The sequence below is a fragment of the Nocardioides sp. HB32 genome, from assembly GCF_054058995.1.
On sequence record NZ_JBSSBS010000001.1, the window covers coordinates 3,946,887 to 3,972,698 of the forward strand.

At 72.2% G+C, this 25,812-nt stretch carries 21 protein-coding genes and 1 pseudogene; 10 read left to right on the forward strand and 12 right to left on the reverse strand.

Translation table 11 applies throughout. From position 1 onward, the window contains the following. Window positions 1-8 precede the first annotated feature (8 nt). Window positions 9-890, forward strand: a complete 882-nt coding sequence (locus tag ACVW2K_RS19845; RefSeq protein WP_457203687.1) for an aldose-1-epimerase — start codon at window positions 9-11, stop codon at window positions 888-890. Here ACVW2K_RS19845 and ACVW2K_RS19850 read toward each other — a convergent pair. Both ACVW2K_RS19850 and ilvD read right to left on the reverse strand, forming a co-directional pair. After that, window positions 877-1,887, reverse strand: a complete 1,011-nt coding sequence (locus ACVW2K_RS19850; protein WP_457203688.1) for a hypothetical protein — start codon at window positions 1,885-1,887, stop codon at window positions 877-879. The two genes, ACVW2K_RS19845 and ACVW2K_RS19850, sit on opposite strands and share 14 nt — an antisense overlap. A 16-nt stretch (window positions 1,888-1,903) precedes the next feature. Beyond that, on the reverse strand, window positions 1,904-3,586 hold the full coding sequence (gene ilvD, locus ACVW2K_RS19855; protein ID WP_457203689.1) for a dihydroxy-acid dehydratase: 1,683 nt from the start codon (window positions 3,584-3,586) through the stop codon (window positions 1,904-1,906). 107 nt (window positions 3,587-3,693) lie between these two features. On the opposite strand from ilvD, the gene ACVW2K_RS19860 reads away from it, so the two are divergent. From ACVW2K_RS19860 to ACVW2K_RS19875, 4 genes are all read left to right on the forward strand, one after another. Further along, window positions 3,694-4,404, forward strand: coding sequence for an HAD family hydrolase (locus ACVW2K_RS19860; protein WP_457204097.1), 711 nt, complete (start codon window positions 3,694-3,696; stop codon window positions 4,402-4,404). Further along, a complete protein-coding gene (locus ACVW2K_RS19865) occupies window positions 4,401-6,977 on the forward strand; it encodes a glycoside hydrolase family 65 protein (protein ID WP_457203690.1) in 2,577 nt (858 codons plus the stop codon). The genes ACVW2K_RS19860 and ACVW2K_RS19865 overlap by 4 nt, the downstream gene beginning before the upstream one ends. 70 nt (window positions 6,978-7,047) lie before the next feature. Next, window positions 7,048-8,718 carry an APC family permease gene (locus ACVW2K_RS19870; RefSeq protein WP_457203691.1) on the forward strand — a complete coding sequence of 557 codons (1,671 nt, stop codon included), beginning with the start codon at window positions 7,048-7,050 and terminating at the stop codon, window positions 8,716-8,718. 145 nt (window positions 8,719-8,863) lie between these two features. Next, window positions 8,864-9,826, forward strand: coding sequence for an aldo/keto reductase (locus ACVW2K_RS19875; protein ID WP_457203692.1), 963 nt, complete (start codon window positions 8,864-8,866; stop codon window positions 9,824-9,826). 225 nt (window positions 9,827-10,051) lie between these two features. Here ACVW2K_RS19875 and ACVW2K_RS19880 read toward each other — a convergent pair whose 3' ends face one another. From ACVW2K_RS19880 to ACVW2K_RS19890, 3 genes are all read right to left on the reverse strand, one after another. Beyond that, a complete protein-coding gene (locus ACVW2K_RS19880) occupies window positions 10,052-11,296 on the reverse strand; it encodes a ScyD/ScyE family protein (protein ID WP_457203693.1) in 1,245 nt (414 codons plus the stop codon). Between the two features lie 393 nt (window positions 11,297-11,689). Further along, window positions 11,690-12,862 (reverse strand): DUF222 domain-containing protein, encoded by a 1,173-nt coding sequence (locus ACVW2K_RS19885; protein ID WP_457203694.1) that lies wholly within the window; start codon window positions 12,860-12,862, stop codon window positions 11,690-11,692. Window positions 12,863-13,401: 539 nt separating this feature from the next. Continuing rightward, window positions 13,402-14,490, reverse strand: coding sequence for a WD40/YVTN/BNR-like repeat-containing protein (locus tag ACVW2K_RS19890; protein WP_457203695.1), 1,089 nt, complete (start codon window positions 14,488-14,490; stop codon window positions 13,402-13,404). 46 nt (window positions 14,491-14,536) lie between these two features. Here ACVW2K_RS19890 and ACVW2K_RS19895 point away from each other — a divergent pair, with 46 nt between their 5' ends. Beyond that, window positions 14,537-15,412, forward strand: a complete 876-nt coding sequence (locus ACVW2K_RS19895) for an EamA family transporter (protein ID WP_457203696.1) — start codon at window positions 14,537-14,539, stop codon at window positions 15,410-15,412. A gap of 8 nt (window positions 15,413-15,420) precedes the next feature. On the opposite strand, the gene ACVW2K_RS19900 is transcribed toward ACVW2K_RS19895, so the two are convergent. Next, window positions 15,421-16,116: a LamG domain-containing protein gene (locus ACVW2K_RS19900; protein WP_028636237.1), complete on the reverse strand. Its 696-nt coding sequence runs from the start codon at window positions 16,114-16,116 to the stop codon at window positions 15,421-15,423. Window positions 16,117-16,258: 142 nt separating this feature from the next. Between ACVW2K_RS19900 and ACVW2K_RS19905 the strand changes: the two genes are divergently transcribed. The 4 genes and pseudogenes from ACVW2K_RS19905 (at window position 16,259) to ACVW2K_RS19920 (ending at window position 18,624) form a co-directional block, all read left to right on the forward strand. Then, the gene (locus tag ACVW2K_RS19905) at window positions 16,259-16,453 is read left to right on the forward strand and encodes a hypothetical protein (protein ID WP_155991954.1); all 195 of its coding nucleotides are present in this window, start codon (window positions 16,259-16,261) and stop codon (window positions 16,451-16,453) included. Between the two features lie 90 nt (window positions 16,454-16,543). After that, window positions 16,544-17,458, forward strand: coding sequence for an alpha/beta fold hydrolase (locus ACVW2K_RS19910; protein ID WP_457203697.1), 915 nt, complete (start codon window positions 16,544-16,546; stop codon window positions 17,456-17,458). Window position 17,459: 1 nt separating this feature from the next. Further along, window positions 17,460-18,068 (forward strand): annotated as a pseudogene (locus ACVW2K_RS19915) (PQQ-dependent sugar dehydrogenase); the annotation flags it as partial. Window positions 18,069-18,171: 103 nt separating this feature from the next. Then, the gene (locus tag ACVW2K_RS19920; RefSeq protein WP_457204098.1) at window positions 18,172-18,624 is read left to right on the forward strand and encodes a PQQ-dependent sugar dehydrogenase; all 453 of its coding nucleotides are present in this window, start codon (window positions 18,172-18,174) and stop codon (window positions 18,622-18,624) included. On the opposite strand, the gene ACVW2K_RS19925 is transcribed toward ACVW2K_RS19920, so the two are convergent. The 6 genes from ACVW2K_RS19925 to gatB all read right to left on the reverse strand — a co-directional run bounded on the left by ACVW2K_RS19925 (window position 18,611) and on the right by gatB (window position 25,811). Next, entirely contained in the window at window positions 18,611-19,414 is an 804-nt protein-coding gene (locus ACVW2K_RS19925; protein ID WP_028636241.1) for an ECF transporter S component family protein, read from the reverse strand. The two genes, ACVW2K_RS19920 and ACVW2K_RS19925, sit on opposite strands and share 14 nt — an antisense overlap. Further along, window positions 19,411-20,985: an ABC transporter ATP-binding protein gene (locus tag ACVW2K_RS19930; protein WP_457203698.1), complete on the reverse strand. Its 1,575-nt coding sequence runs from the start codon at window positions 20,983-20,985 to the stop codon at window positions 19,411-19,413. Before ACVW2K_RS19930 ends, ACVW2K_RS19925 begins: the two co-directional genes overlap by 4 nt. Next, window positions 20,982-22,082 (reverse strand): energy-coupling factor transporter transmembrane component T, encoded by a 1,101-nt coding sequence (locus ACVW2K_RS19935; RefSeq protein ID WP_457203699.1) that lies wholly within the window; start codon window positions 22,080-22,082, stop codon window positions 20,982-20,984. The genes ACVW2K_RS19930 and ACVW2K_RS19935 overlap by 4 nt, the downstream gene beginning before the upstream one ends. After that, entirely contained in the window at window positions 22,079-22,972 is an 894-nt protein-coding gene (locus tag ACVW2K_RS19940) for a hypothetical protein (protein WP_457203700.1), read from the reverse strand. Before ACVW2K_RS19940 ends, ACVW2K_RS19935 begins: the two co-directional genes overlap by 4 nt. Further along, window positions 22,966-24,000 (reverse strand): prenyltransferase/squalene oxidase repeat-containing protein, encoded by a 1,035-nt coding sequence (locus tag ACVW2K_RS19945; protein ID WP_457203701.1) that lies wholly within the window; start codon window positions 23,998-24,000, stop codon window positions 22,966-22,968. The genes ACVW2K_RS19940 and ACVW2K_RS19945 overlap by 7 nt, the downstream gene beginning before the upstream one ends. 317 nt (window positions 24,001-24,317) lie before the next feature. Next, window positions 24,318-25,811 carry an Asp-tRNA(Asn)/Glu-tRNA(Gln) amidotransferase subunit GatB gene (gatB, locus tag ACVW2K_RS19950; protein WP_457203702.1) on the reverse strand — a complete coding sequence of 498 codons (1,494 nt, stop codon included), beginning with the start codon at window positions 25,809-25,811 and terminating at the stop codon, window positions 24,318-24,320. Window position 25,812: the final 1 nt, after the last annotated feature.

Consider the following 25,812-nt stretch of genomic DNA (forward strand, 5'->3'; position numbering starts at 1 on the left):
CTTCCCCCATGCGCGAGCCCGCCGGCCACACCCTCGTCCTCGATCACGGTCCGTACCGGGCCGAGGTCGTCACCGTGGGCGCGGGCCTCCGCACCTTCACGTACGGCGGGCGCGACCTGGTCGCCGGCTACCGGCCCGGTGAGATCTGCCCCGACTACCGGGGCTGGGTGCTCCAGCCCTGGCCGAACCGGGTGGGCCACGGCCGCTACGACTTCGGGGGGTCCACCCACCAGCTCCCCCTCACCGAGCCGGAGAACGGCAACGCCCTGCACGGCCTGGCCGGTTGGGTCGACTGGCGGGTCGCGCACCACGACGACACGAGCGCGACGCTCCGGCACGAGCTGGTGCCGCAGGCGGGCTACCCGTTCGCGCTCGACCTCGAGGCGGCGTACCGGCTGGACGGCCACGGCCTGCACGTGGCGATCGCGGCCACGAACGCCGGCTCGGCGCCCGCGCCGTACGGCGCCGGGCACCATCCGTACTTCACGCTCGACCGTCCCGCCGACGACCTCGAGCTCGTGCTCCCGGCGACCACGTGGTGCGCGATGGACGAGCGCGGCCTGCCCTCGCCGGCGCAGCCGGTGGAGGGCTCGGCGTACGACTTCCGCGAGTCCCGCCCGATCGGCGACCTGGTCGTGGACCATCCCTTCGGCGGTCTCACGGGCGACACCGCGACGCTGCGCCACGGGGACCGGGCCATCAGCATGACGCTCGGCGAGGGCTGCGCGTGGCTGCACGTCTTCACCTGCGACACCCACGACCCGGCGCGGCGGGCGGTGGCGATCGAGCCGATGAGCTGCCCGCCGGACGCGTTCCGCACCGGCACCGACCTGGTCGTGCTCGAGCCGGGCGCCACGCACCGGCTGGCGTTCACGATCACTGGAAGCTGACGAGCCGCACCGTCGGCCGGAGCGCGTGCACGGCGGGCGCGCCCATCCGATCGACGTCCTCGTCGTAGAAGAGCTTGAACCCCATCGTGAACTGCCGTGGCCGGCCGACCGCGTGGTACGTCGCGAGCTTCTGCCGGCGGGTGCCGAAGCCGTCGACGTGCTGGATCATCGCCAGGCCCCTGCGGCGGACGACGTCCTCGATGTGCTCGACCATGTCGACCCGGAACTGGTGCAGCACCAACAGCTTCTGGGGAAGGCCCTCCTCCCGGGTGAGGTGCGAGAGCCACTTCGAGGTCCGGTTCACCTCCGGTGCGCCGACCTGCCCGACCGTGCGGGCGGGGACCTGGTGCGGCCCCATCCGCCACTCCGGGTCGAGCGCGAGGCCGACCCACGGGTCCCGCAGGGCCCAGCCCCAGCGCTTCGCGACCTCGAGGAACCCGCTCCGGCCGGGCTGCAGGTCGAGCAGCAGCAGGGCATGGTTGCGGTGGGCCGCGCGGAGGTAGGTCTCGACCACCTCTCGCGGGATGTCGTGGCTGTAGGAACCGTCCGCGCCGGCGCTGCCGTCGGCGATGGTGACGATCAGCTCGTACACGTGGCGCAGCGGTCGACCCGTCCCCGCGAACGGCGCCGCGGCGTGGTGCAGCCGCGCGTCCATGGTGTCGGGATCGCTCTCGCCCAGCACTCCCATCGCCGCGGTCTGGCCGGTGCCGTAGTAGGCGACGAGGAAGTGGTTGCCGCCGAACACCCTGGTGCCCCCGTCGGGCAGCGGGACCGGGCGGCCGCCGGGCCGCGGGTCGGGCTCCGGGTCGGGCTGCGCCGTCCCTGGCGTGGGGGCGGACCCCGGAACGGCGCCCTCGAGCCGCACGACCTCGACCGGACGCGCCGAGCCGGCGCCGCCGTCGGATCCGTCGACGCCCCAGGCGACGACGATCAGCGCGACGATGGCCAGGAGCACGAGGAACAGCACCGGGCCGCGGTTGTCCGGCTGCTGGGTCATCTGGACGACGACACCGTCAGCTGGTGATCGCGCCGTGCGCCGCGGACTGCACGATCTTGGCGTACTTGCCGAGCACGCCGCGGGTGTACTTCGGGGGCAGCGGCTCCCAGCCGACCTGCCGCTCCGCCCACTCGTCCTCGGCGCCCATCTCGACCTCGAGCAGCCGGTTGGCGACGTCGAGGGTGATCGTGTCGCCGTCGCGGACGAACGCGATCGGGCCGCCGTCCACGGCCTCGGGCGCGATGTGTCCGACGCAGAGGCCCGTCGTACCACCGGAGAAGCGGCCGTCGGTGATCAGCAGGACGTCCTTGCCGAGCCCGGCGCCCTTGATCGCACCGGTGATCGCGAGCATCTCACGCATGCCCGGACCGCCCTTGGGGCCCTCGTAGCGGATCACCACGACGTCGCGGGGCCGGATCTCGCCGCGCTCGAGCGCGTCCATCGCCGCCCGCTCGCCGTCGAAGACCCTCGCGGTGCCGGTGAACACCGACTCGTCGAAGCCCGCGGTCTTCACGACCGCGCCCTCCGGGGCCAGCGAGCCCTTGAGGATCGTCAGCCCGCCCGTCTTGTGGATCGGCCGGTCCAGCCTGCGGATCACGTCGTCGTCCAGGTCCGGCGGCGCCAGGTCGGCGAGGTTCTCCGCCATCGTCCGCCCGGTCACCGTCAGGCAGTCGCCGTGCATGAGACCGGCGTCGAGGAGCGCCTTCATCACGACCGGGATGCCGCCGATCTTGTCGACGTCGTTCATCACGTAGCGGCCGAACGGCTTCAGGTCCGCGAGGTGCGGCACCTTGTCGCCGATCCGGTTGAAGTCGTCGATCGTCAGGTTGACGTCGGCCTCGCGGGCCATCGCCAGCAGGTGCAGGACGGCGTTGGTCGAGCCGCCGAGAGCCATGACGACCGTGATGGCGTTCTCGAACGCCTCCTTGGTCATGATCTGGCGGGCCGTGATGCCGTGGCGGAGCAGGTTGACCACGGCCTCGCCGGAGCGGTGCGCGAAGCCGTCGCGACGGCGGTCCACGGCGGGCGGGGCGGCCGAGCCCGGCAGCGACATGCCGATCGCCTCGGCGACCGCGGCCATCGTGTTCGCGGTGTACATGCCGCCGCAGGCGCCCTCGCCCGGGCAGATCGCCCGCTCGATCCGGTCGACCTCCTCGCGGCTGATCTTGCCGGCCAGGCAGGCGCCGACCGCCTCGAAGGCGTCGATGATCGTCACGTCGTTGCCGTCGACCTGGCCGGGCATGATCGATCCGGCGTACAGGAAGACGCTCGCGAGATCGAGCCGCGCGGCCGCCATCATCATGCCGGGCAGCGACTTGTCACAGCCGGCCAGCAGGACCGAGCCGTCGAGCCGCTCGGCCATCATGACGGTCTCGACCGAGTCCGCGATCACCTCGCGGGAGACGAGCGAGAAGTGCATGCCCTCGTGGCCCATCGCGATGCCGTCGGACACCGAGATGGTGCCGAACTCCAGCGGGTAGCCGCCGGCCGCGTGCACGCCGTTCTTGACCGCCTTCGCCAGGCGGTCCAGCGACAGGTTGCAGGGGGTGATCTCGTTCCAGCTGGACGCGACCCCGATCTGCGGCTTCGCGAAGTCCTCGTCGCCCATGCCCACCGCGCGCAGCATGCCGCGGGCCGCGGCCCGCTCCAGGCCGTCGGTGACGTCGCGGGAGCGGGGCTTGATGTCGGGGCTGGTCATGGCCACGAGGGTATCGGCGCGGCCTCCGCCCCCGGACCGGAAGGTCACGATGTGACCGCCTGGTCGCGACGCCGGAGCGCCGCGAACACTAGCCTCGTACCGTGACCGTGACCTGGCAGGAGCACGACGCCGTCCTGTTCGACCTCGACGGCGTCATCACGCCGACGGCGGAGGTGCACATGCGCGCCTGGTCGGACATGTTCAACGAGTTCCTCGCGTCGTGGGACGGCGAGGGCGACACCGCGGCGTACACGGATGTCGACTACTTCGCCCACGTCGACGGGAAGCCCCGGTACGACGGCGTCCGCGACTTCCTGACCTCGCGCGGCATCCCGGCGCCGCAGGACCTCGTCCGCGAGCTCGGCGACCGGAAGAACGACGCGTTCAACGTGGTGCTCGCGCGTGACGGCGTGCAGCCCTATCCGGGATCGGTCCGGCTGCTCGACCACCTGGGGCGGCTCGGCACGCCCCTCGGCGTCGTGTCGTCCTCCGCGAACGCGCCGGCGGTGCTCGAGGCCGCGGGCCTGCTCGCCCGCTTCCGCACGGTCATGAGCGGCGCGGTGGCGACCGAGCTGGGCCTGCCCGGCAAGCCCGCACCCGACACCTTCGTGCACGCCGCCGCCGAGCTCGGGGCGACGCCGCAGCGGTCGGTCGTGCTCGAGGACGCCGTATCCGGCGTCCGCGCCGGGCGGGCCGGCGACTTCGGACGCGTGGTCGGTGTCGACCGGGGCGCGGGCGAGAAGGCGCTGCGTGAGGCCGGCGCGGACGTCGTGGTCGCCGACCTCGCCGACCTCGTCCCGGCCGGGGACGCCGCATGAGCCGGCGCACGGTCGGCCCGAACCCGATGGACCGCGGCCGGTTCCCGATCGAGCCGTGGGCGCTGGTGGAGACCAGCTACAGCCTCGACGACATGGGCGTCGCCGAGACGCTGTTCGCCGTCGGTAACGGCTACCTGGGCATGCGCGGCAACCCCGAGGAGGGACGGCCGGCGTACGCCCACGGCACGTTCGTCAACGGCTTCCACGAGACCTGGCCGATCCGGCACGCCGAGACGGCGTTCGGTTTCGCGCGCACCGGCCAGACCATCGTGAACGCGCCCGACACCAAGGTGCTCAAGATCTACGTCGACGACGAGCCGCTGACGTTCGGCACCGCCGACCTCGAGCACTACGAACGGCGGCTCGACTTCCGCGACGGCGTGCTGCGGCGGAACCTGATCTGGCGCACGCCGTCGGGCAAGCGGGTGCGGATCGACTCCACCCGGATGGTGTCGATGACCCAGCGCCACCTCGCCGTGATGACGCTCGAGGTCGAGGTGCTCACCGGCGACGCACCGGTCGTGATCTCCTCCCAGATCCTCAACCGCCAGGACGGCATGGACGAGTACCGCATGCCCCAGCACGCGGCGACGACCGCCGATCCCCGCAAGACCATGCTGTTCGCCGAGCGGGTCCTGCAGCCGCGGATGAGCCACGCGACCAACGACCGGCTGCTGCTGGGCTACCAGTGCGCCCACTCCGGCATGACGCTCGCCGTCGCGGCCGACCACGTGCTCGAGACCCAGGACGAGCACGAGATCGTCGCGCGGTCCGACGCCGACCAGGCGAAGCTGGTGTTCCGCGTCGACGCGACCCGCGGCGCCACCACCCGCCTGACGAAGACCGTCACCTACCACACGTCCAGGGCCGTCCCCGCCCGTGAGCTCGCAGACCGCTGTGAGCGCACCCTGGACCGCGCGAAGCGGCACGGCGTCCAGAACTACGTCGAGGACCAGCGCGCCTGGTACGCCGACTTCTGGGCGGGAGCCGACGTCGAGGTCGGCGGCGACACCGACGGGCACCGCGCGGTGCAGCAGGCCGTGCGGTTCAACCTGTTCAGCCTGGCCCAGGCGAGCGGCCGGATCGACGGGCTCGGCGTGCCGGCGAAGGGCGTGACCGGGTCGGGCTACGAGGGTCACTTCTTCTGGGACACCGAGATCTACGTCATCCCGTTCCTCAGCTACACCAACCCGGAGGTGGCGCGGAACGCCCTGCACTTCCGCTCGCTGATGCTGCCGTCCGCGCGCGAGCGCGCTCGCGAGATGGCGGGGAGCGGCGCGATGTACCCCTGGCGCACCATCAACGGCGAGGAGGCCTCGGCCTACTACGCGGCCGGCTCGGCCCAGGTGCACATCGACGCGGACGTGGCGTACGCGCTCATGAAGTACGTCGGCGCGACCGGCGACGAAGGGTTCCTCATCCGTGAGGGCATCGACATCCTCGTCGAGACCGCGCGGATGTGGGCGGACCTCGGCTTCTGGCGCAGCAACGGCGACCCGTCGTTCCACATCCACGGCGTCACCGGGCCGGACGAGTACACGACCGTCGTCAACAACAACCTGTTCACCAACGTGATGGCGCGCTTCAACCTCGACCAGGCCGCCGCCGCCATCACCCGGATCCGCGACGCCCATCCCGAGGAGTACGTCCGGATCGCCGCCCGCCTGCGCCTCGACCCCGCCGAGGTCGAGGAGTGGCAGCGCTGCGCGGACGGCATGACGATCCCGTACGACGAGGGCCTCGGCATCCATCCCCAGGACGACTACTTCCTCGATCGGGAGGTCTGGGACCTCTCCAAGACCCCCGACGACCTGTTCCCGCTGCTGCTGCACTACCACCCGCTCGTGATCTACCGCTTCCAGGTGCTCAAGCAGGCCGACGTCGTGCTCGCGCTCTTCCTCCAGGGCGAGCGGTTCAAGCCCGAGGAGAAGCGCGCCGACTTCGAGTACTACGACCCGATCACCACCGGCGACTCCACCCTGTCGGCGGTCGTGCAGTCCGTGGTCGCCGCCGAGGTCGGCTACCACGACGCGGCCCTCGACTACTTCCACCAGTCGCTCTACGTCGACCTCGCGGACCTGCACGGGAACACCGTCGACGGTCTGCACATCGCCTCGTGCGGCGGCGTCTGGAGCGCGCTGGCGTACGGGTTCGGCGGGATGCGCGACTACCACGGCCGGTTGAGCTTCGACCCACGGCTGCCGGTCGCCTGGGACAGCCTGCGGTTCCGGATCTGCTGGCAGGGCTCCCGCCTCCTCGTCGAGCTCGACGAGGACCGGATCCGGTTCACCGCCATCGCCGGCGACGACGCCGTACCGGTCTCCGTCCGCGGCACCGAGTACGTCGTGACCCCCGGCGCTCCGGTCGAGGTCGTCCTGTCCGACCAGGGCGAGCGGATCGACGGCCTGCTCGGGGAGCGCCCGGTCGTCGGCGGCCGGCGCGCGGACGGCAGCACCATCACCGCCGGGGTGCCCGAGCCCATCCATCCGCCGGAGGAGCTCGAGGCGACCGGCGAGATCCCGATCGCCGCGATGGACGCGCCGCCGCTCGGGACGCACATCTCGCAGTCGTAGCGGGTTTGGCCGCCGGTCGCGCCGGGCACCCCCACGGGGTTTGAAGTGTCGCGACACGGAGGAGACCTCGATGGCCACCGCCACACCCACCCGAGAGGCCACGGAGCCCAACCTCAAACGGCACGTCGGCGTCGTCGGCCTGCTGTTCGCCAGCGTCGGGTCGATCATCGGCTCCGGCTGGCTCTTCGGTGCGCTCAACGCCTCCCAGCAGGCCGGTCCGGCCGCGATCATCTCGTGGGCCCTCGGCGGCTTCATGATCCTGCTGATCGCGCTGGTGTACGCCGAGCTGGGCACGATGTTCCCGGTGTCCGGCGGGGTGGTCCGCTTCCCGCACCTGGCCTTCGGCTCGTTCGCGAGCTACAGCGCCGGCTGGATCACGTGGGTCGCCGTCGCGACCACCGCCCCGATCGAGGTCGAGGCGGCGCTGCAGTACGCGACCAAGTACGCGCCGTTCACGCGCGAGCACACGGTCAACGGCGAGATCGTGCACACGCTGACGGCCCTCGGCTACGGCGCCGCCGTGGTGCTCATGGCGACCTTCGTGGTCATCAACTACTTCGGCATCCGCTGGTTCGCGCGGATCAACAACGCGCTGGTGTGGTGGAAGCTGGGCATCATCCTGCTGGTCATCGCGGCCTTCCTGATCTCCGCGTTCCACGGCGAGAACTTCACCAGCCACGGCTTCAAGCCGTCGGGATGGCACGGAGTCTTCACGGCGATCGCCACGTCCGGGATCGTCTTCTCCTACCTCGGGTTCCGACAGGGCATCGAGTTGGCCGGCGAGACCGACAACCCACGGCGCAACGTCCCGCTCGCGGTCGTCGGGTCGGTGCTGCTCACGGGCCTCATCTACATCGCCCTGCAGGTGGCGTTCATCGGCGCCCTGCCGACGCAGGTCCTGAGCGACTCGGGCAGCTGGGCGAAGCTGACCTTCGAGAACGACTTCGGTCCGCTCGCCGCGCTCGCCTCCCTGCTCGGCCTGTCCTGGCTGGCCGTGCTGCTCTACGTCGACGCCATCGTCTCGCCCGGAGACACCGGCCTGATCTACACGACCGTCACGTCGCGGATCTCGTACGCCATGGCGCGCAACGGCAACGCGCCGAAGGCGCTCGAGCGCACGACCGACCGCGGTGTCCCGCTGATCTCGCTCGTGGTCGCCTTCGTGGTGGGGCTCATCGTGTTCCTGCCGTTCCCGAGCTGGCAGCAGCTGGTCGGCTTCATCACCTCGGCGACCGTGATGTCGTTCGCCTCCGGGCCCCTCGTGCTCGTCGCCCTGCGCAAGCGGATGCCGGAGCTCGAGCGTCCGTTCCGGGTGCCGGGCGGGCACCTCATCCCGTTCCTGGCGTTCTGGTCCTCCAACCTGATCATCTACTGGTCGGGCTGGGACATCGTCTGGAAGCTCGCGGTGGCCATCGCCATCGGGTTCCTGCTGCTCCCGATCTACCACGTGCTGGGCCACGACACCCCGAAGCTCGACCTGCGCTCCGGCGCGAGCTGGGTGCTCCCGTGGCTGGCCGGCCTGCTGGTCATCTCCTGGCTCGGAAACTACCCGGAGCCGGCCGCCGGCAACCAGAACGTGCTCAGCTTCGGCACGGCGATCCCGGCGCTGTTCGCCCTCTCGGTCCTCGTCTACGTGATCGCGTACCTGGTGCCGCTCCGGCGCGAGGAGATCGAGGAGCACATCGAGGCCTCCCGCAGGGAGGCCGAGTACGAGGAGAAGGAGCTCGGAGCGGCGCCCTGACGGGTGTCACCGGGTGACCCTCTCGGAGCTGGGCGTGCAGGCCCAGCTACCGGATCCGCCGGCATGGGACGGCAACTCCCAGAGTCGGCCGATGTCGGGGCCGGCTGCTTGGATTGCTCATCCCTGAGCCGATCAAGGAGACCTCGTGACCCGACCCGGAGCCACCACCCAGCCCGTCGACCGTGCACCTGAGCGCCGCTGGGGTGACGACCTCGCAGTTGCGGTGGGTCTCGGGGGCAACACGTTCGGCCGCACGACCGACGCCGCTGGATCCCATCGGATCCTCGACGCCTTCGCCGACGCCGGAGGTGCACTGGTGGACACGGCCGACACGTACTCCGACGGAGCATCGGAGGTCATCCTCGGAGATTGGATGCGAGACCGGCGGAATCGCGACCAGGTGATCGTGTCGACGAAGTGCGGCAACCACCCGGCTTTCGAGGGTCTGTCCGCGAGCACCGTGGCCGCGGCGGTCGACGAGTCGCTGCGTCGGCTGGGCACCGACTACATCGACCTCTACTTCGCGCACTACCAGGACGACCGAACGCCGATCCAGGAGAGTGCGGAGGCGTTCGACGCCCTGGTCCGGGCGGGCAAGATCCGGGCCGTCGGACTGTCCAACTTCACCGCAGACGCCGTCCGTCAGTGGATCGAGACGGCGTGCACGAACGGCTTCGTCGCACCGGTCGCGCTCCAACCGCACTTCAGCCTGGTCCACCGACGGCCGTACGAGACGGGGCTCGCGTCCCTGGCGGCCGAGGCCGGTCTTGCCGTGCTGCCCTACCGTGCTCTCGGCGGTGGCTTCCTCTCGGGCAAGTACCGCACCGAGGCTGACACCGAGGACCGAGCCAGAGGAGCCGGCGTACGACCTCTGCTCACGCCACAGGGACTCCGCCTGCTCGACACCATCGAAGCGATCGCCCACGAACACCACGTCCGTGCCGCCACCATCGCTCTGGCCTGGCTGATGCACCAACCGACCGTGACGGCGCCCTTGGCCTCCGCCACCTCCAGCGCGCAGCTCGACGACCTCCTGGCAGCGCCGGCCATCACGCTCGACGACGCGCAGATCACTCTTCTCGAAGCTGCCGCCGCCGAGCTCGCATAGCCGGCGGCGTCCTGTGCGGCCCGCGCTGTGAAGTCAGTGGGCGGTGCTCCGCTCAGCCGACGTGCGGACCCTGGGGTCCGGCTCGACGCGGTCACCGAGCGACGCCGTCAGGACGTCCGGCAGATCCTGGACGGGATGCGACCGGAGGACGCGGCGACGGTCGCCGCTGCCCTCCGGTCGTTCGACCCGGCGGCCGGCCAGTCGGATCTCGCCGACCGACCTGCCTCAGTGGCGGAAGCTGATCCGCGACACGCCACCGGCGGAGTCAGGTGCCGACGATCCGGTCGTCACGTACATCGCTCCGTCCGGGCCCTGGGCGATCATCCCGGGCAGCGGCAACTTCCCGGCGCCCAGGTGCTTCTGGAACTCCGGGTGCCGCCACGGGATGACGACGACGTCACCCGGCGGGTTGGCCGTCGTACCACCGGCGAACATCTCCGCCGCCCAGAAGTTGCCGTGCCGGTCGAAGGTGCACCCGGTGATCGTCGTCAGGCCGGACGCCCAGACGGTGGGCGCGGTCGGGAAGTCGGCGTTCGGGTCGACCCGCCAGACGCGGGAGAAGCCGCCGGTGCCCGGGGGCACGAACAGGTTGGACACCAGGTCCAGCGTGCCGACGTACAGGTAGCCGTCCGGCCCCTGTGCCATGCAGGTGGGCGTCGAGTCGCGCATCGCCCCGAAGTCCTCGTTGGGAATGTACGCGACCACCCGGGCGGTCCCGTCCCGCATGATCTCGCTGATCGTGTTCGCGCCCGCGTCCGCGACGAAGGTGCGGATCCCGCCGCGGTGGCCCTTGGTGATCAGCAGGCCGAACGGGTTGGAGTCCGGGAAGTCGTCCGGGAACAGGTCGGAGTGGTCAGTCGTCCACTGGTACATCTGCGAGCCGACGTCCGAGATCGACTTGGCCCTGCCGTTGACGCCGTCGAGCCGGTACAGGTGGCCGGCCTGGGGCGCGTTCACCATACCGTTGCTGGCGGCGAGGATGCCCGGCGTCGACTCGCTCATGATCATCTGCACCTGGCAGCCGTGGTGGTGGCCGTCGCCGTGGTCGCGTCCGTGGCGGTCGTCGTCGTCCTTCATACATCCGTTCCCCATCGCACTGAGCCCTTCGGGACCCAGGACGTCGGGCGGCTGAGTCGGGTCCTCGGACGCGTAGAACGAGTCGAAGCGGGTGGTCCACGCCGGAGTGTCGGAGCCCCAGCGGTACTTGCTCACCTTGCCGGTGTGGGTCAGGCCCGCCGTGCCGGAGCCCGCGATGCCCGACTCCGCGACGTACATGTCGCCCCGGCTGTCGAACGCGATCCCGCGCGGTGCGGCCAGACCGCTGAGCACCGGCTTGATGGAGATGTGGTGATCGTGGTGGTGATGCTGTTGCTGACCCAGCACTCCGGCGTTCGCCGACGAGCCGAGAAGGAGCGCGGCGGCGCTCACGGCTCCTATCGCGATACGGATGCTCGAGCGACGCATGGTCATGCGGTTCCTCCGTCGTCAGGCGCCGACTGCCCCGCACAGACCACGCGATTGCTCCTCACGCTAGAAGCGGGCCCGGCCCGCCGCTTCCCCCACATTGACCAATTCGTTCAGGTTTCGGGGTCGAGGTCGACCCCGGCGACCACCCGGGTGGCGTCGTCGAACACCTGCGGGCTGACGGAGCAGGCCCTTGCCGTGCGTGCCGACTGCGAGCGACGTGGGGTCAGGGTGCGCGGATCTGCGGCGTTCCGCGTGGTTCGTGACGCGGGTGGTCAGGCTGCGCGCGACCCGCGGGGTGCGAGCAAACGCGTTCAGGCGTCGAAGATTCAGGCCGTTGTGCAGGTAGGACCGCGCCCACCGGCGGGTCTGTGGTGGAGGTTCGTCGGGCCGGTCGGCCTAGGTCCGTCGGTGGAACCTGGTGTGGTGTTTCGGGCAGAGGAGCCGGCCGTGCTCGACGTCGGTGGGTCCGCCGCGGCTCCACGGGATGTCGTGATGGACGTGACACATCGCCGGTGGCCAATCGCACCCGGGTTCGGTGCAGCCCTTGTCGCGGAGGCCGATCGCGATCCGCTGGGCCTTGGTGTGGAACCGGCGGGTGCGGCCGAGGTCGAGGACCTCGGAGTTGCCGCCGAGCACGGCGGGGATGATCCCGGCCTCGCACACCAGCCGGCGGGCGGTGGCGGCGGAGATCCTCTCCCCGGTGTCCAGCAGCGCGGTCTGCTCGAGCTTCTCGAGCAGGCTGTCCAAGGTCATGGTCACGACGATGGTGGCGGAGACGCCGCCGGTCTTCCGGAGCTGGTGGGCGGGGTAGCGCTCGATGAGCTCGCAGAACGCCCGGCCCAGGCGTTCCCGGCCGGGCCGGGGCACGACACCGGCGGCGGGGCCGTCGGTGGCGGTGCGGTGCTTGGGGGCGGCGATCGCGAGCAGCATCTTCTTCAGCGCGGCACCGTGCAAGGACGGGACGGTGAACTTCCCGTGGCACTTGCCGTGCCCGTCATCGACCATCGTGAACGTGGTGGCCAGTAGCGCGTCGGCCTCCTCGCGGGCGAGCTGCTTCGCTTCGTACTCGTCGGCCAGGTCGGGGGCGACCACGTCCATCAGCCGCTTGCCCAGGATCCGCAGGGTGGGGGCGGTGTGCTCGCGTCCGGCGGCGACCAGGTGCCGCTCGGCCTTCTCCACCAAGGCCGGGTCGAGGTCGCCGGGGAGCTGGTCCAGCGCGGTGACGATCACCCGGGCCTGTTCGACCACCAGGTCACCGGCCGCGAGCGCGTCGCGGACCTGGCCGCGGGTGACCAGCGCCTGGCCGAGCCTGACTTGGCCGAGCACCGCGGGCTTGGTCTGCCGGGTCCGGTGCGCCCACGCGTCGACCTGTTCGTCGTCGGCGTGCTCGGCGACCCGGGCCTCGAGCTCGACCACCTGCGCCTTCAACCGGCTGAGCTCGATCAGCGTCGTCGTGGTCTCCGCGGCGTCCATGGACCACACCGACGCATCGGTCACCGAGCCGGCCAGGTCGCGCATCTGCGCGACCGCGACCGAGACCCGGTGTCGAGGTGTGGCCATCGCTGTCATGGCTCCACTCAAGCACCGGCCACCGACACCGAGAGGCCCAGAACCCCTTGCTCCACAGGGATCTGGGTAACGAACAGGTCACGATTCCGAGCCGCTTTCCACAGCCGGCGCGGGGCACCCGCGACCCGCAAGCCGGGAGCCCGCGACGACCACCAACCAGCCGTTCCCGTAGCTGCCATGTCGGTCGAAACCACCCACGGCCAGCAAGCCACAGCCGTCGACCCGCAGGCCGGGAGACCACGAAGACCACCCGCCCGCCGGTCCGGTAGCTGCCATGTCGATCGAAACCACCCCACGGCCAGCAAGCCACGGACACAGGGCCAGGGACCGGAAGCCGGGAGACCGCGACGACCCCCCACCCACCGGTCCCGTAGCTGCCTGTCGGTCGCAACCACCCGCGGCCGGAAAGCCACGGACACAGGACCCGCAAGCCGGGAACCGTTGCCCACCCGCCGCGACGAGACCGAACCGGTCACGATCGCGCGGCTTCGAGCTCGTCCGGCCGACAAGCTCGTTCCGGGCAGCAGCGACACACCCCGTCAGAGCGCGGCCGCCCGGACGCACATGACGTCCGGCAGGTCGGCGACGACCTGGTGCCAGGTCTCGCCCTCGTCGGGCGAGCCCCAGACCGCGCCGTTGCGGGCGCCGAAGTACAGCCCGCTGCGCTCGTGGTCGTCGGCGCACATCGCGTCGCGCATCACCGCGACGTAGAAGGCGTCCGGCAACCCGTCGGCGAGCTCCTCCCACGTCTCGCCGGCGTCGCGCGAGCGCCAGACCCGGGCCTTCGCGTCCGGCGGATAGCGCTTGTCCCCGCCGTTGATCGGGAAGACGTAGACGGTGTCGGGCTGGTGGGGGTGCACCACGATCGGGAACCCGAACTCCGCCGGCAGGCCCTCCGCGATCGAGGCCCAGCTCGCGCCGTGGTCGTCGGAGCGGTAGACGCCTCCGTGGTTCTGCAGGTACAGGCGCTCCGGGCGGGCGGGGTGCCGGGTGACCTTGTGCACGCACTGGCCGAACTCGGGGAACTGCTGGCCCTCGGGCAGGAACTCCGCCCGGATGCCGTGGTTGCGCGGCGCCCAGCTCTGCCCGCCGTCGCTGGTCTGGTAGACACCGCCGGTGCTGAGGGCTGCGGTCAGGCTGAGCGGGTCCTGCGGGTGCGGCAGCACCGTGTGGAAGGCCTGGCCACCGAACCCGGCGTTCCACTCCGGGCGGTGCGGGTGGTCCCAGAGCGCGCGCTCGAGGGTGAAGGTCTCGCCGCGGTCGGTCGAGCGGAAGACCGCGGCCGGCTCGGTGCCGGCGTACACGACGCCGTCCTCGCAGCCCGGCGCCAGCTGCCAGACCCGCTCGACCTTCGCGCCGGTGTCGTCGGGGAACCGGACCGCACCGTTCGGGGTGCCCTCCCAGGACCCGCCGAGGTCGTCGGAGCGCCACACCTGCGGGCCGAGCCAGCTCGACGAGGCACCGGCCAGCAGCCGCGGCGTACCGCCACGGGTGTCGACCAGGCAGGAGTACACCTCCTCCATGTCGAAGTGCGGGCCGGTGAACTCCCAGTCCTCGCGCGCCTCGTCCGACGTGCCGATCCACAGACCCTTGCGGGTCCCGACCATCAGCAGGGTCCGGTCTGCCATCTCGTCCTCCACTCTCGTGGCTCTACTGTGCCGCTAGGTTGACCCGGTGGCCACCCGGAACTCATCGCTCCGCCTGGTCTCGCCGGTCTGGCTGGTGCTGATCGGGATCCTGTCGGTGCAGTTCGGTGCCTCGGTCGCGAAGTCGATCTTCGACGAGGCCGCGCCCACCACGATCGTCTGGCTCCGGCTGGCGACCAGCGCGCTCGTGCTGGTGGCGGTGGCCCGGCCGGCGCTGCGGGGCCGGACCCGCCAGGACTGGTACGTCGCCCTCGCGTTCGGCGGCTCGCTCGGCCTCATGAACTGGTCGTTCTACCAGGCGTTCGCCCGGATCCCCCTCGGCGTCGCGGTGACGCTGGAGTTCATGGGCCCGCTCACGCTCGCCGTGGTCGGGTCGCGCCGTCGTCGCGACCTGCTCTGGGTCGCGCTCGCCGGTCTCGGCGTCGCGCTGCTCGGCCTCTCAGGCGGCCGCGGGTCCCTGACCGTGGCCGGCGTGCTGTTCGCGCTGGTGGCCGGCGCGTGCTGGGCGGCGTACATCCTGCTGAGTGCCCAGACCGGGCGCCGCTGGCCCGGCTTCGACGGGCTCGCGGTCGCCTCCGTGGTGGCCGCGCTCCTGCTCCTGCCCGCCGCGGTCGGCGTGGGCGGGTCCGACCTCGTCGACCCGCGCATCCTCGCGCTCGGCGCGGTGGTGGGCCTGCTCTCGTCGGTCATCCCCTACAGCTGCGAGCTGGTCGCGCTCCGCAGCCTCGCCCCTGCGGCGTTCTCCATCCTGATGAGCCTCGAGCCCGCGGCGGCCGCCCTCGCGGGCATGGTCGTCCTCGGCGAGTTCCTCACTGCTCCGCAGTGGGTCGCGATGGCGTGCGTGGTCGTCGCCTCGGTCGGCGCGACGCGCTCCTCACGGGCGGTGGCGCCCGCGCCGGACTGAGCGGCCGGCTACTTCCCCTTGCGGATGGTCACGTAGTCGAAGTCGCCCCGGAAGTAGTCGCAGTCGACGCGCGAGGAGAAGCTGCAGTTCGGCTTCCCCCCGATCGCGAGCGGCTGGTCGTTCTCCACCGAGCCGAGGGGGCCGCGCTGGACGGCGACGTACCGCTTTCCCTCGTGCCGCAGGACGAGACGGGTGGCCCGTGCCGTGCTGGTGCAGCGGATCGTCCACCAGCGCCCGTCGGTGACGTCGAGGTCACGCCGGCCGGTGGCACGTCCGCGGCCGGACGCGTCGTGGAAGCCGCAACGAGGGTGCCGGCCATCGAACAGCGCGAGCTTGAAGTACCCACCCGGCTGGCCGTGCTGGCCCTTCTGCACCAGGTTCGGTTCGGAACCGCCGGTGGTCCGGATCCGGATCTCGATCTCGTACCGGGCGTTCTGGGGGTCGAGGTCGTCGGCGTCGTCCACGACCAGGATGCGCTGGTGGTCCGAGCGCCAGCGGCTGCTGCTCCCCGGGAAGTGGAAGACACCCCCGCCCGGGATGATCTTCCGGCCGATCGGGGCATCGTGGTTCCCGGTCGTGTCGTGCATGACCTGCGCGTTCCGGCTCTCGTCCATCGGCCAGTCCGCCACCGTCTCCGCCGCGGCCCGCGCCGAGCCGGACAGCACGACGACCGCGGCCACGAGCAGCATCGCCCGCTTGCGCATCCCCCACTCCTTACCCGTCCCCCACACCTGCAACGCGCGTGTGGAGCCAGTGTTACGGACCGATCGCGGCTCCGCAGCGAGTTCACGCAACCGTCACACGACGTTGACCGGCTGGAATCGCCCGGCTCCTAAGGTGGTGCGCATGTTCGGGACGCAGCTCGTGGATGCGGTACGCCGGTGGCCGGTCGAGTCCCAGCTCCGTGCCAGACGCAACGCCATGGTCGCCTCCACCGCTCTCGCACAACGGCGTGCCGAGCTCGACGACGTCGAGGAGTTCCTGGCCGCCCTCGGCAGGACGACGGCGCAGGAGGAAGCAGCTCGGGCTGCGCACGGCTGACCTCGCCGGGCGGAACCACCTCCCTGGCCGCCCGGTGAGGTCAGCCACACCTCCACGATCGCGGACGCGGTGCGGGGCAGAATCGGGTCCATGTCCGCCTCACCGACCCGCACCGAGGTCACGCCACGCCTCGCGTTCCACGACGTGCTCTCCGACGACGGGACCCGGCTGCGCGCCTGGACCAACGACCCGGACGGGCTGATGGACGGGCCGACCGTGCTGCTCTGCAACGGACTGGGCACGAGTGCCTGGGCCTGGCCGGCCTTCCTCGACCCCGAGTGCGGCGTCCGCGTGGTCTCGTGGAACCACCGTGGCACCGGGGGCTCCGCGCGGCCCGACGACGTCGAGCGGGTCGGCATCGAGGAGTTCGCCGAGGACGGGCTCTCGGTCATGGACCACTTCGGCATCGACCGGGCCGTGATCGTCGGCTGGTCGATGGGTGTCAACACCGCGTTCGAGATCGCCGCCCGGCACCCCGAGCGGGTCACCGGGCTGTTCGCGGTCGCCGGTGTCCCCGGTGACACGTTCGCCACGATGCTCGGCCCGCTGCGCGTGCCCGGCGTCGCCAGCAAGGCGATCGCCGTCAACCTCGCGCGTGCCCTCAAGTACTGCGGCCGCCTGGTCACGCCCCTCACCACCAGGCTGCCCGTGGGCCGCCGCACGATCGACGTGGTCAGCCACAGCGGCTTCATGCTGCCCGTCGCCGACCCCGAGCTCGCCCGCAGGGCGGTCGCGGCGTTCCTCCAGACCCCGGTCGAGTGGTACTCCCACGTCGCCCTCCACACCTCCCGTCACCCCCGGGTCCGGCTCAGCCGGATCGACGCACCGGCGGTGTTCGTCGCGGGCACCTGGGACCTCCTCGCGGGCGCGCGCTCGATGGCGTCGGCCGCCGCGAAGATGCGGGACGCGACGTACGTCGAGCTCAGCGGCACGCACTTCCTCCAGATGGAGCACCCCGACCGCGTCCACGGCCTGCTCCGGGAGTTCCTGCGTAGAGTCGGCTGACATGGGACGGTCCGCCGCGCTCGTCACCTCCGCCGTCCTCACGGCGGCACTGCTCTCCTCGTGCAGCGACGACGAGCCGCCGGACGCGGCCCCAGGCGACACCGTGACCGCCACCCCCCAGTCGCCGACCGGCACGACCAGCCCGTCCAGGCCGGCGGGCGACAACACCCCGTCGGTGGACGACTCGCCTCCGACAGTCGTCGACACGGTCGCGACCGGGCTGGCCGTGCCGTGGGGCATCGGCTTCCTGCCCGACGGCGACGCCGTCGTCACCGAGCGCGACACCCGGCGGGTGCTGGTGATCGACGGGTCGACGTACGACGTCCACCAGGTCGGCCTGATCAGCGCGGCCGTGCCGCTGGGCGACCAGGGCGGCGAGGCCGGGCTGCTCGGGGTCGCCGTGTCTCCGGACTTCGAGCAGGACCACCTCCTGTACTTCTACCTGAGCACGGCCGTGGACAACCGGATCGTGAAGGCCACCCTCGAGCACGGCCGGCTCGGCCCGACCACGGTGATCCTGGACGGCATCCCGAACGGCTTCATCCACGATGGCGGCCGGCTCGCATTCGGCCCCGACGGCTACCTCTACGCCTCCACCGGCGAGACCGGAGACGCCGAGCTCGCCCAGGACAAGGGCACGCTCGCCGGCAAGATCCTGCGGATGACCACCGACGGGAAGCCGGTTTCCCGGCAACCCGTTCCCCGGCTCGCAGATCTGGTCCTACGGGCACCGGAACGTGCAGGGCCTGGCGTTCGACGACGACGACCGCCTCTGGGCCTCGGAGTTCGGCCAGGACACCTTCGACGAGCTGAACCTGATCGAGAAGGGTCACGACTACGGCTGGCCGATGGTCGAGGGCCGCGGCTCGGGCGAGGGACTCACCAACCCGCAGGTCGTCTGGCCGACCGACGTCGCGTCGCCCTCCGGGCTGGCCTACCTCGACGGGCACCTGTGGCTCGCGTCGCTGCGCGGCGAGCGGCTCTGGCGCGTCGACCTGCACGGCGACCACGCCGTCCACCCGGTCGACTACTTCGTCGGGAAGTACGGCCGGATGCGCACCGTGGTGGTGACGCCGGACGGCAGGCTGTGGGTCACGACCAGCAACCGCGACGGCCGCGGCGACCCGCAACCGGGTGACGACCGGATCCTGCTCATCGACCCGTGAGCACCCGGCCGGTCACGGTCGCGCGTCGCGACGCCCGCCGCAGCGTCGTGAGGATCGCCGGACCCAGCACCACGATCGCCACGGCGTTGGTGATCGCGCGGGCGGTGTCCCAGCTGCCCGTCGAGGTGAGCAGGGTGTAGACGAGGAACGTGTGCAGGTTCTCCAGCACCGGCGCGCCGGCGACGTAGGCCAGCGACCCCTCGTGCCCCTCGACGGCGATCCCTGCGATGAACGGCCATCCCGAGAGGTTCATGAACAAGCCGTAGAGGTAGGCGGACACCACGCCGTACGCCGCCAGCATCGCGATCTCGCCGCGACCGGCGACCCGGCGTGGGAGCAGGCCGGCGCCCATGCCGACCCAGGCGGCGCAGAGCATCTGGTACGGCAGCCACGGGCCGACGCCCGCGGTCATCAGCGCGGACGCGAACAGCGACGTGCAGCCCAGCACGAACCCGAAGCCGGGGCCGAACACGCGTCCGGCGAGGATCAGCAGGAAGAACGTCAGCTCCACGCCGGCGGTGCCCGGCGAGACGCCGCGCAGGATCGCGTTGGCCGCGCTGAGCACGCCGAGGATCGCGAGCACCCGCGGGTCGAGCCCACCCTCGTTCAGCTCGGCGAGCACGACGGCGAGCACCACCGGCAGCAGGCCGAGGAACAGGAACGGCGGGTCGACCCGGGTCGCGTCGTGGACGCGGAGCAGCAGCGGCCAGCAGAGCATGGCCAACCCGGCCGCCGAGGCGACCGCGAGCACGACCAGGGATCGCGGCGAGATCCGGACCGCCGGTGTCATGACGCGTCCAGCTGGGCTGCGACCTCGTCCACCCGCAGCCACGGCGGGCCGAGGACCTTCATGACCTGGGGCGCGAACGACGGCGACTCGGCGACCACGCGGCGCACCGGGCCGGACGAGACCACGTCGCCGTCGGCGAGGACGACGACGTCGTCGGCCACCTGCGCGACGAACTCCACGTCGTGGGTGGCCACCAGCACGTCGTGGCCGTCGGCGGCGAGTCCGCGGAGCACGCCCGCGAGGACGTGCTTCGCGGCGTAGTCGAGCCCGCGGGTCGGCTCGTCGAGCAGCAGCAACCGAGGCCGGGTGGTGAGCACCAGGGCGAGCACGAGCGCCAGCCGCTGTCCCTCCGAGAGGTCACGCGGGTGGTGGTCGTCGGGGATGCCCGGCACCAGCCGGTCCAGCAGCGCCCGGCACGCGCCGGAGCCACCGTCGGCGGCGGCGCACTCCTCCGCGACGGTCTCGAGGTACAGCAGGTCGGCGGCGTTCTGCGGCACCAGCCCGACCAGCGCGCGGCGGCCCGCGGCGTCCAGGTCCTTCGGGTCCACGCCGCCGGCGGACACCCGGCCCGCCGAGCGACGGCCGCTGCCCTGCAGCGCCCAGATCAGCGAGGACTTCCCGGCGCCGTTGCGGCCCATCAGCGCGGTCACCCGGCCGGCGCCGAGGGTCAGGTCGACCTGCCGCAGGGCGACCGTCCGCCCGTGCACGACCGACAGGCCGCTGACCGACACGCCCACCTCGACCGCCTCGTCGACCGTGACCGGCGGCTGCAGCCGCTCCACGAGCCCGCGCGCCCGGCGGCGGGCGTCGCGCACGCTGAGCGGCAACGGGTCCCAGCCGGCCGCGCGCCCCAGCTCCACGATCGGGGGTACGACGGGCGAGTCGACCAGCAGCTCCCCCGGCTCGCCCACGTGCACGCGGCCGTCGCCGGTGAGCAGGCACATCCGGTCGGCGAACGGCACGACCCGCTCGAGCCGGTGCTCGGCGAGCAGCACGGAGACGCCGAGGTCGTGCACGAGCCGGGTCAGGGTCGCCAGCACCTCCTCGGCAGCGGTGGGGTCGAGCGCGGAGGTGGGCTCGTCGAGCACCAGCAGCCGGGGGTGCATCGTGAGCACGGACCCGATCGCCACCCGCTGCTGCTGCCCGCCCGAGAGCGTGCGCAGGTCCCGAGCGCGCAGCTCGGCGATGCCGAGCAGGTCGAGCGTCTCCTCGACCCGGCGGCGCATGGTCTCGGAGGGCAGCCCGAGCTGCTCCATGCCGTACGCCAGCTCCTCCTCGACGGTGTCGGTGACGAAGCCGGCGGCCGGGTTCTGCCCGACGTACCCGATCGCGTGGGCGCGCTCGCGCGGCGGAGCGTGCACGATGCTGACGCCGTCGAGCAGCACGTCGCCGTCCAGGGTGCCGCCGCTGAACCGCGGCACCAGGCCGGTCACCACCCCCAGCAGCGTCGACTTGCCGACGCCCGTCGGACCGGACACCAGCACCAGCTCGCCCTCGTCCACGGCCAGGTCGACGCCCTCGAGGACCGGCAGCTCGTCGTAGCGGAACGTGATGCCGCGCAGCTCGATCATGCGACCGCCGCCTCCAGCGTCGCGGCGGCCAGCCGCGGCGGCGGCGAGCAGAGCGGGCCGAGGAGGCCGACGACCGCGAGCAGCAGCGCGGCGCCGCTGACGGGCGGGAAAGCGTCCAGTGCCGGGTAGGCGACGGCCGGCTGGTGCGCGTTGAGCCACCAGCCCAGCGCGCCGACCAGCACGCCGCTGGCGACCACGGCGAGCTCGGGCCAGCGCCACGAGTCCGGCCGGTACCGGCTCCGCTCGACCCGGCGTCCCGCGCTGAGCAGGCCGGCGGCGGCTGCTGCCACGCCCAGGCCGAGCATCGGCAGCGCGAGGAACCGAGGGGCGGTCGTGTCCAGCACGGCGTAGGTGCCGACGCAGATGCCACCGAGGCCGGTCAGCATCAGCGCTCCGGTCGTACGGCGCTGCGCACGGGTCGCCCCGCTCGCGCGACCGTAGCCCCGGGTGTCCATGCCTGCGGCCAGGGCGAGCGAGCGCTCCAGCGCGTCCTCGAGCACCGGCACGAGGAACCGGCGCAGCCGCCGGACCCGACCGGTCTCGCCCGCCCGCAGCGCCTGCGCGGCACGCACCCGGCGGGCGCTGTCGGCGAACTGCGGCAGCACCGTCACCGCGACGACGAGGGCGGTGCCGATCTCGTAGAGCGCGGGCGGGACCGAGCGGAGCAGCCGCTTGGGGTTGGCCACCGAGTTCGCGGCCCCGATGCAGATGACGATCGTGGCGAGCCGGAGCCCGTCGTACAGGGCGAACACCAGCGCCTCCGCGTACAGCGGACCGAGGAGGGTGATCCCTGCGACCCAGTCCGGCAGCGGGACCGCCGGCAGCCGGAGCAGCACCCGCCCGCCGGTCCAGCCGCCGAACACGATCCAGAACGCCAGCCGGACGCCGACGATCACGACGCCGAGCCAGACGTAGAGGCGGAACGACCGGCCCCACGGCTGGTCGGACCGGCGCAGCGACACCACGGTGGCCGCGACCCCCACCAGCATCAGCAGGATCAGCGGGTTCGTGGTGAACGACGCAGCGACCGCGAGCCCGAGCGCCCAGGCCCACCAGGCCACGGGATGCAGGTCGCGGGGCAGCCGGTCCACGCTCACGCGGCTCCCCGGCGGCGTACGACGGCGACCGCGCCCGCGGCACCGAACAGCAGCACGATCACGACGGGCGCCACCCAGCCCGGCAGCCCGCCGCCGCCGGGATCCGCCGGGTCGGCGGAGGCGGGGAGGAGCGAGGGTGAGTCGCTCGCGGTGGGCGAGTCACCGGCGGTCGTGGCGGACGACCCCGAGGGCTGCGGCTCCCGGGAGTGCGGACCGTCGCCGGCCTTCGTCCGCGAGGACGTCGCCGACGGCGACCCGGACGGGCCCGCGGTGGCGGCCGACGAGGTGGCCGACGAGGTGGCCTGCGAGGTGGCCGACGGCGGTGCGCTCGAGGGGCCGGTGTGGCCCGGTGCGGCGGTGTGCGTCGGCGCGCGCGTCGGCGTGGGGCTGGCGCTGGGGTGCGGCGCCGGGCTCGCACCCGGCGCCGCGCTGTCGCTGCTGCCCTGCCAGGAGAACGCGACGTACCCGCCGTCGGGGACGTGCTGGCCGCCGGCGCCACTGGTCGCGTAGGTCCAGCGTCCCGACCTGCCGTCGGACCAGTACAGGGCCCAGTACGCGTCCGCGGGCGGCGTGTTCACGCACGGGTTGTCGGCGGGCTTGCCCGACACCCGGCACACGAAGCTCGGCTGGCGCTGCACGTAGGTGAGCGGGAAGCCGGCGGCCGGGAACAGCTGGGCCGCGGTCTCCCCGCCACCGTCGGCGACGCACGCCGTCTGCACGCCGCCGTCGAGCTGGTGGAAGTCGACGACGACGGTCACGCCGTCGGCGGTCGGGCAGCCGGCGGCTGATGCAGGGGCGCCCGGGAACGCCACCGCGACGGCCGCGACGAGGACTGCCGCGACCGGTGCCACCGGGTGGAGGAGCCGGCGGACCACCGTGGACCTCAGCACCCCGGGAGCTGCAGGGACGGTGCTGCCTGGCTGGTCGCACGGCGCCACTGGTCGAGGGTGTCGTCCGAGATCCCCGCCCGGTAGGCCTTGCGGTCGTAGGCGATGGCGCCGTTCTTCTTCTGCAGCCCGGCGACCCAGTCGGTGGCGTTGTCGGCGGCGCGGCACTTCCCGCCGCGGGCGAGCGCCCGGGCGGCCAAGCCGGTGCTGTTCGTGTTCGCCGCCGAGGTCGTGGGACCGCCGCCGAAGCTGCCGTTGTCCTTCTGGTGGCGCACCAGCCAGCGCAGCGCGTCCGCGATCGCGCTCTTCACCACACGCGAGGGGTGATGCACCGACTGCAGCTGGGCCACCGCGACCGCGGTCGCGTCGGTGTCCGGCGCGCGGTCGGCACGGGCCGCGCCGTCGCAGGTCTGGTCGGCCGCGGCCTTGTCGGCGAAGTACAGCCGGAAGAAGCCGGCGTCGCACTGCTGATCGAGGAGGAAGGTCGTGGCCGTGGCCGCCGCGGAGGAACCGGCGCGGCTCAGGGCCGCGACCGCGTACGCCTGGCCCAGGGTGTTCGCGTAGTCGGTGCCGTCGGTCTGGTCCTGCAGCCGGCCCGTGGTCCCGTCGGCGGTGCTGATCCGCCCCTCGAGCCGGTCGACGAGGTCCACCCCGCCGAACGCGGTCGGGTCGGCTCCGGCGACCTGCGCGAAGACGACCGCCTTGGCGACCGACCCGGCGTAGATGTCGCTGCTGCCGAAGTCGACGCCGGTGGTCCAGCTGTCGACGTGGTGGGCCAAGGCCCGCTTGACCTTCTTCACCGCCGGCCGGTGGCCGCCGATCTCGGTGAGCGCCATCGCGGTGTCCGCGGTGAGGCCGTAGTCGTCGAAGTCGTAGACGTCGTTGTGGATGAGGCCCCCGGTGAGCTGGCCCTCGAGCCAGTCGCCGGAGCGGCCGCCAGCGGCCGACGCGGTGGGCGTGGTGCCGACGGCGGTGCCGAGGGCGAGCGCGCCGACGACGAGTGCCGGGACGAGACGGGTCCTGCGATTCATGGTGTTCCTTCCCGCTGCAGTAGCGGGAGGCACCGGACCCTGCCCGGAAGCGACCCGCTGCGTTCCGCGACAGCGTGGGTGAAGACGCGTCGCAACAGGCGCTCCGGCTCGCCCCCGGCCACGGCCGGGTGCCTACGGTTGCGGGTCAGCGCCGGACTTCGACCGGCTTCCCCCGCTGCGGGCGTGATGGATTCAGTTGTGCGGGCGCAGCATATCCCGTCGCCGGGCCGCCCCAGAGACGTGCCCGCAGTACGGCGAGAGACGTGCCCGCAGTACGGCGAGAGTCGGCGCGTCCTGCCCGCCGTACGACTCGGGGGCTACTGGAGCTTCTCGAGGACCAGCTCGCGGACCCGGCCTGCGTCGGCCTGCCCGCTCATCTCCTTCATGACCGCACCGATGAGGGCACCGGCGGCCGCGACCTTGCCGTCGCGGATCTTGGCGGCGACGTCGGGGTTGGCCGCGATCGCGTTGTCGACCGCGGTCGAGAGCGCACCGTCGTCCGAGACGATCGCCAGTCCGCGGCCGGCGACGATCTCGTCCGGGCTGCCCTCGCCGGCGAGCAGGCCGTCGAACACCTGGCGGGCCAGCTTGTCGTTGAGGGTGCCGTCGTCGACCAGCGCCTGGACCCGGGCGACGTCCGCGGCGGTGACCGCGAGCGCGGTGACCTCGATGCCGTCCTCGTTCGCGCGCCGTGCCAGCTCGCCGAGCCACCACTTGCGGGCGGCCTGGGGCGGCGTGCCGGCGGCGATGGTCTGCTCGATGACGTCGAGCGCGCCCGCACCGACGGTGTCCCTCATGTCCAGGTCGGAGAAGCCCCACTCGGCCTGCAGCCGGGCCCGGCGGGCGGTCGGGTTCTCGGGCAGCGTCTCCCGCAGCTCATCGACCCACGCCCTGGACGGCGCCACGGGCACCAGGTCGGGCTCGGGGAAGTACCGGTAGTCCTCCGCGTCGGACTTCTCACGGCCACTGGTCGTCACCCCGGTGTCCTCGTGCCAGTGCCGGGTCTCCTGCAGGATCTTCGTCCCGCCGTCGAGGACCGCCGCGTGGCGGGACATCTCGTAGCGCACGGCCCGCTCGACCGAGCGCAGGGAGTTCACGTTCTTCGTCTCGGTGCGGGTGCCGAGGACGCCCGAGCCCTTGGGCGAGAGCGACAGGTTCACGTCGGCGCGGATCGAGCCCTGGTCCATCCGGGCGTCGGAGACGCCGAGCGCCACGATCAGGTCGCGCAGCTGGGCGACGTAGGCCCGGGCGACGTCGGGCGCCTTCGCGCCGGCGCCGAGGATCGGCTTGGTGACGATCTCGATGAGCGGGATGCCGGCGCGGTTGTAGTCGACCAGCGAGTGGTCGGCGCCGTGGATGCGGCCGGTGGCGCCGCCCACGTGCAGCGACTTGCCGGTGTCCTCCTCCATGTGCGCGCGCTCGATCTCGACGCGGAAGGTCTCGCCGTCCACCTCCACGTCCATGAAGCCCTCGAAGCAGATCGGCTCGTCGTATTGGGAGGTCTGGAAGTTCTTCGGCATGTCCGGGTAGAAGTAGTTCTTCCGCGCGAACCGGCACCACTCCGCGATCTCGCAGTTCAGCGCCAGCCCGATCCGGATCGCCGACTCGACCGCCTTGACGTTCACGACCGGCATCGCGCCGGGCAGCCCCAGGCAGGTCGGGCAGACCTGGGTGTTCGGCTCGGCGCCGAACTCGGTCGGGCAGCCGCAGAACATCTTGGACGCGGTGTTCAGCTCGACGTGGACCTCGAGGCCGAGCGCCGGGTCGTACGACGCGAGGACGTCGTCGAAGGCAACCAGGGTGTCGGTCATG

Coding starts and splice junctions, on each gene's coding strand:
- ACVW2K_RS19845 (WP_457203687.1), top strand. CDS start 9: ATGCGCGAGCCCGCCGGCCACACCCTCGTCCTCGATCACGGTCCGTAC.
- ACVW2K_RS19850 (WP_457203688.1), bottom strand. CDS start 1,887: ATGACCCAGCAGCCGGACAACCGCGGCCCGGTGCTGTTCCTCGTGCTC.
- ilvD (WP_457203689.1), bottom strand. CDS start 3,586: ATGACCAGCCCCGACATCAAGCCCCGCTCCCGCGACGTCACCGACGGC.
- ACVW2K_RS19865 (WP_457203690.1), top strand. CDS start 4,401: ATGAGCCGGCGCACGGTCGGCCCGAACCCGATGGACCGCGGCCGGTTC.
- ACVW2K_RS19870 (WP_457203691.1), top strand. CDS start 7,048: ATGGCCACCGCCACACCCACCCGAGAGGCCACGGAGCCCAACCTCAAA.
- ACVW2K_RS19880 (WP_457203693.1), bottom strand. CDS start 11,296: ATGACCATGCGTCGCTCGAGCATCCGTATCGCGATAGGAGCCGTGAGC.
- ACVW2K_RS19885 (WP_457203694.1), bottom strand. CDS start 12,862: ATGACAGCGATGGCCACACCTCGACACCGGGTCTCGGTCGCGGTCGCG.
- ACVW2K_RS19890 (WP_457203695.1), bottom strand. CDS start 14,490: ATGGCAGACCGGACCCTGCTGATGGTCGGGACCCGCAAGGGTCTGTGG.
- ACVW2K_RS19900 (WP_028636237.1), bottom strand. CDS start 16,116: ATGCGCAAGCGGGCGATGCTGCTCGTGGCCGCGGTCGTCGTGCTGTCC.
- ACVW2K_RS19905 (WP_155991954.1), top strand. CDS start 16,259: ATGTTCGGGACGCAGCTCGTGGATGCGGTACGCCGGTGGCCGGTCGAG.
- ACVW2K_RS19910 (WP_457203697.1), top strand. CDS start 16,544: ATGTCCGCCTCACCGACCCGCACCGAGGTCACGCCACGCCTCGCGTTC.
- ACVW2K_RS19925 (WP_028636241.1), bottom strand. CDS start 19,414: ATGACACCGGCGGTCCGGATCTCGCCGCGATCCCTGGTCGTGCTCGCG.
- ACVW2K_RS19930 (WP_457203698.1), bottom strand. CDS start 20,985: ATGATCGAGCTGCGCGGCATCACGTTCCGCTACGACGAGCTGCCGGTC.
- ACVW2K_RS19945 (WP_457203701.1), bottom strand. CDS start 24,000: ATGAATCGCAGGACCCGTCTCGTCCCGGCACTCGTCGTCGGCGCGCTC.
- gatB (WP_457203702.1), bottom strand. CDS start 25,811: ATGACCGACACCCTGGTTGCCTTCGACGACGTCCTCGCGTCGTACGAC.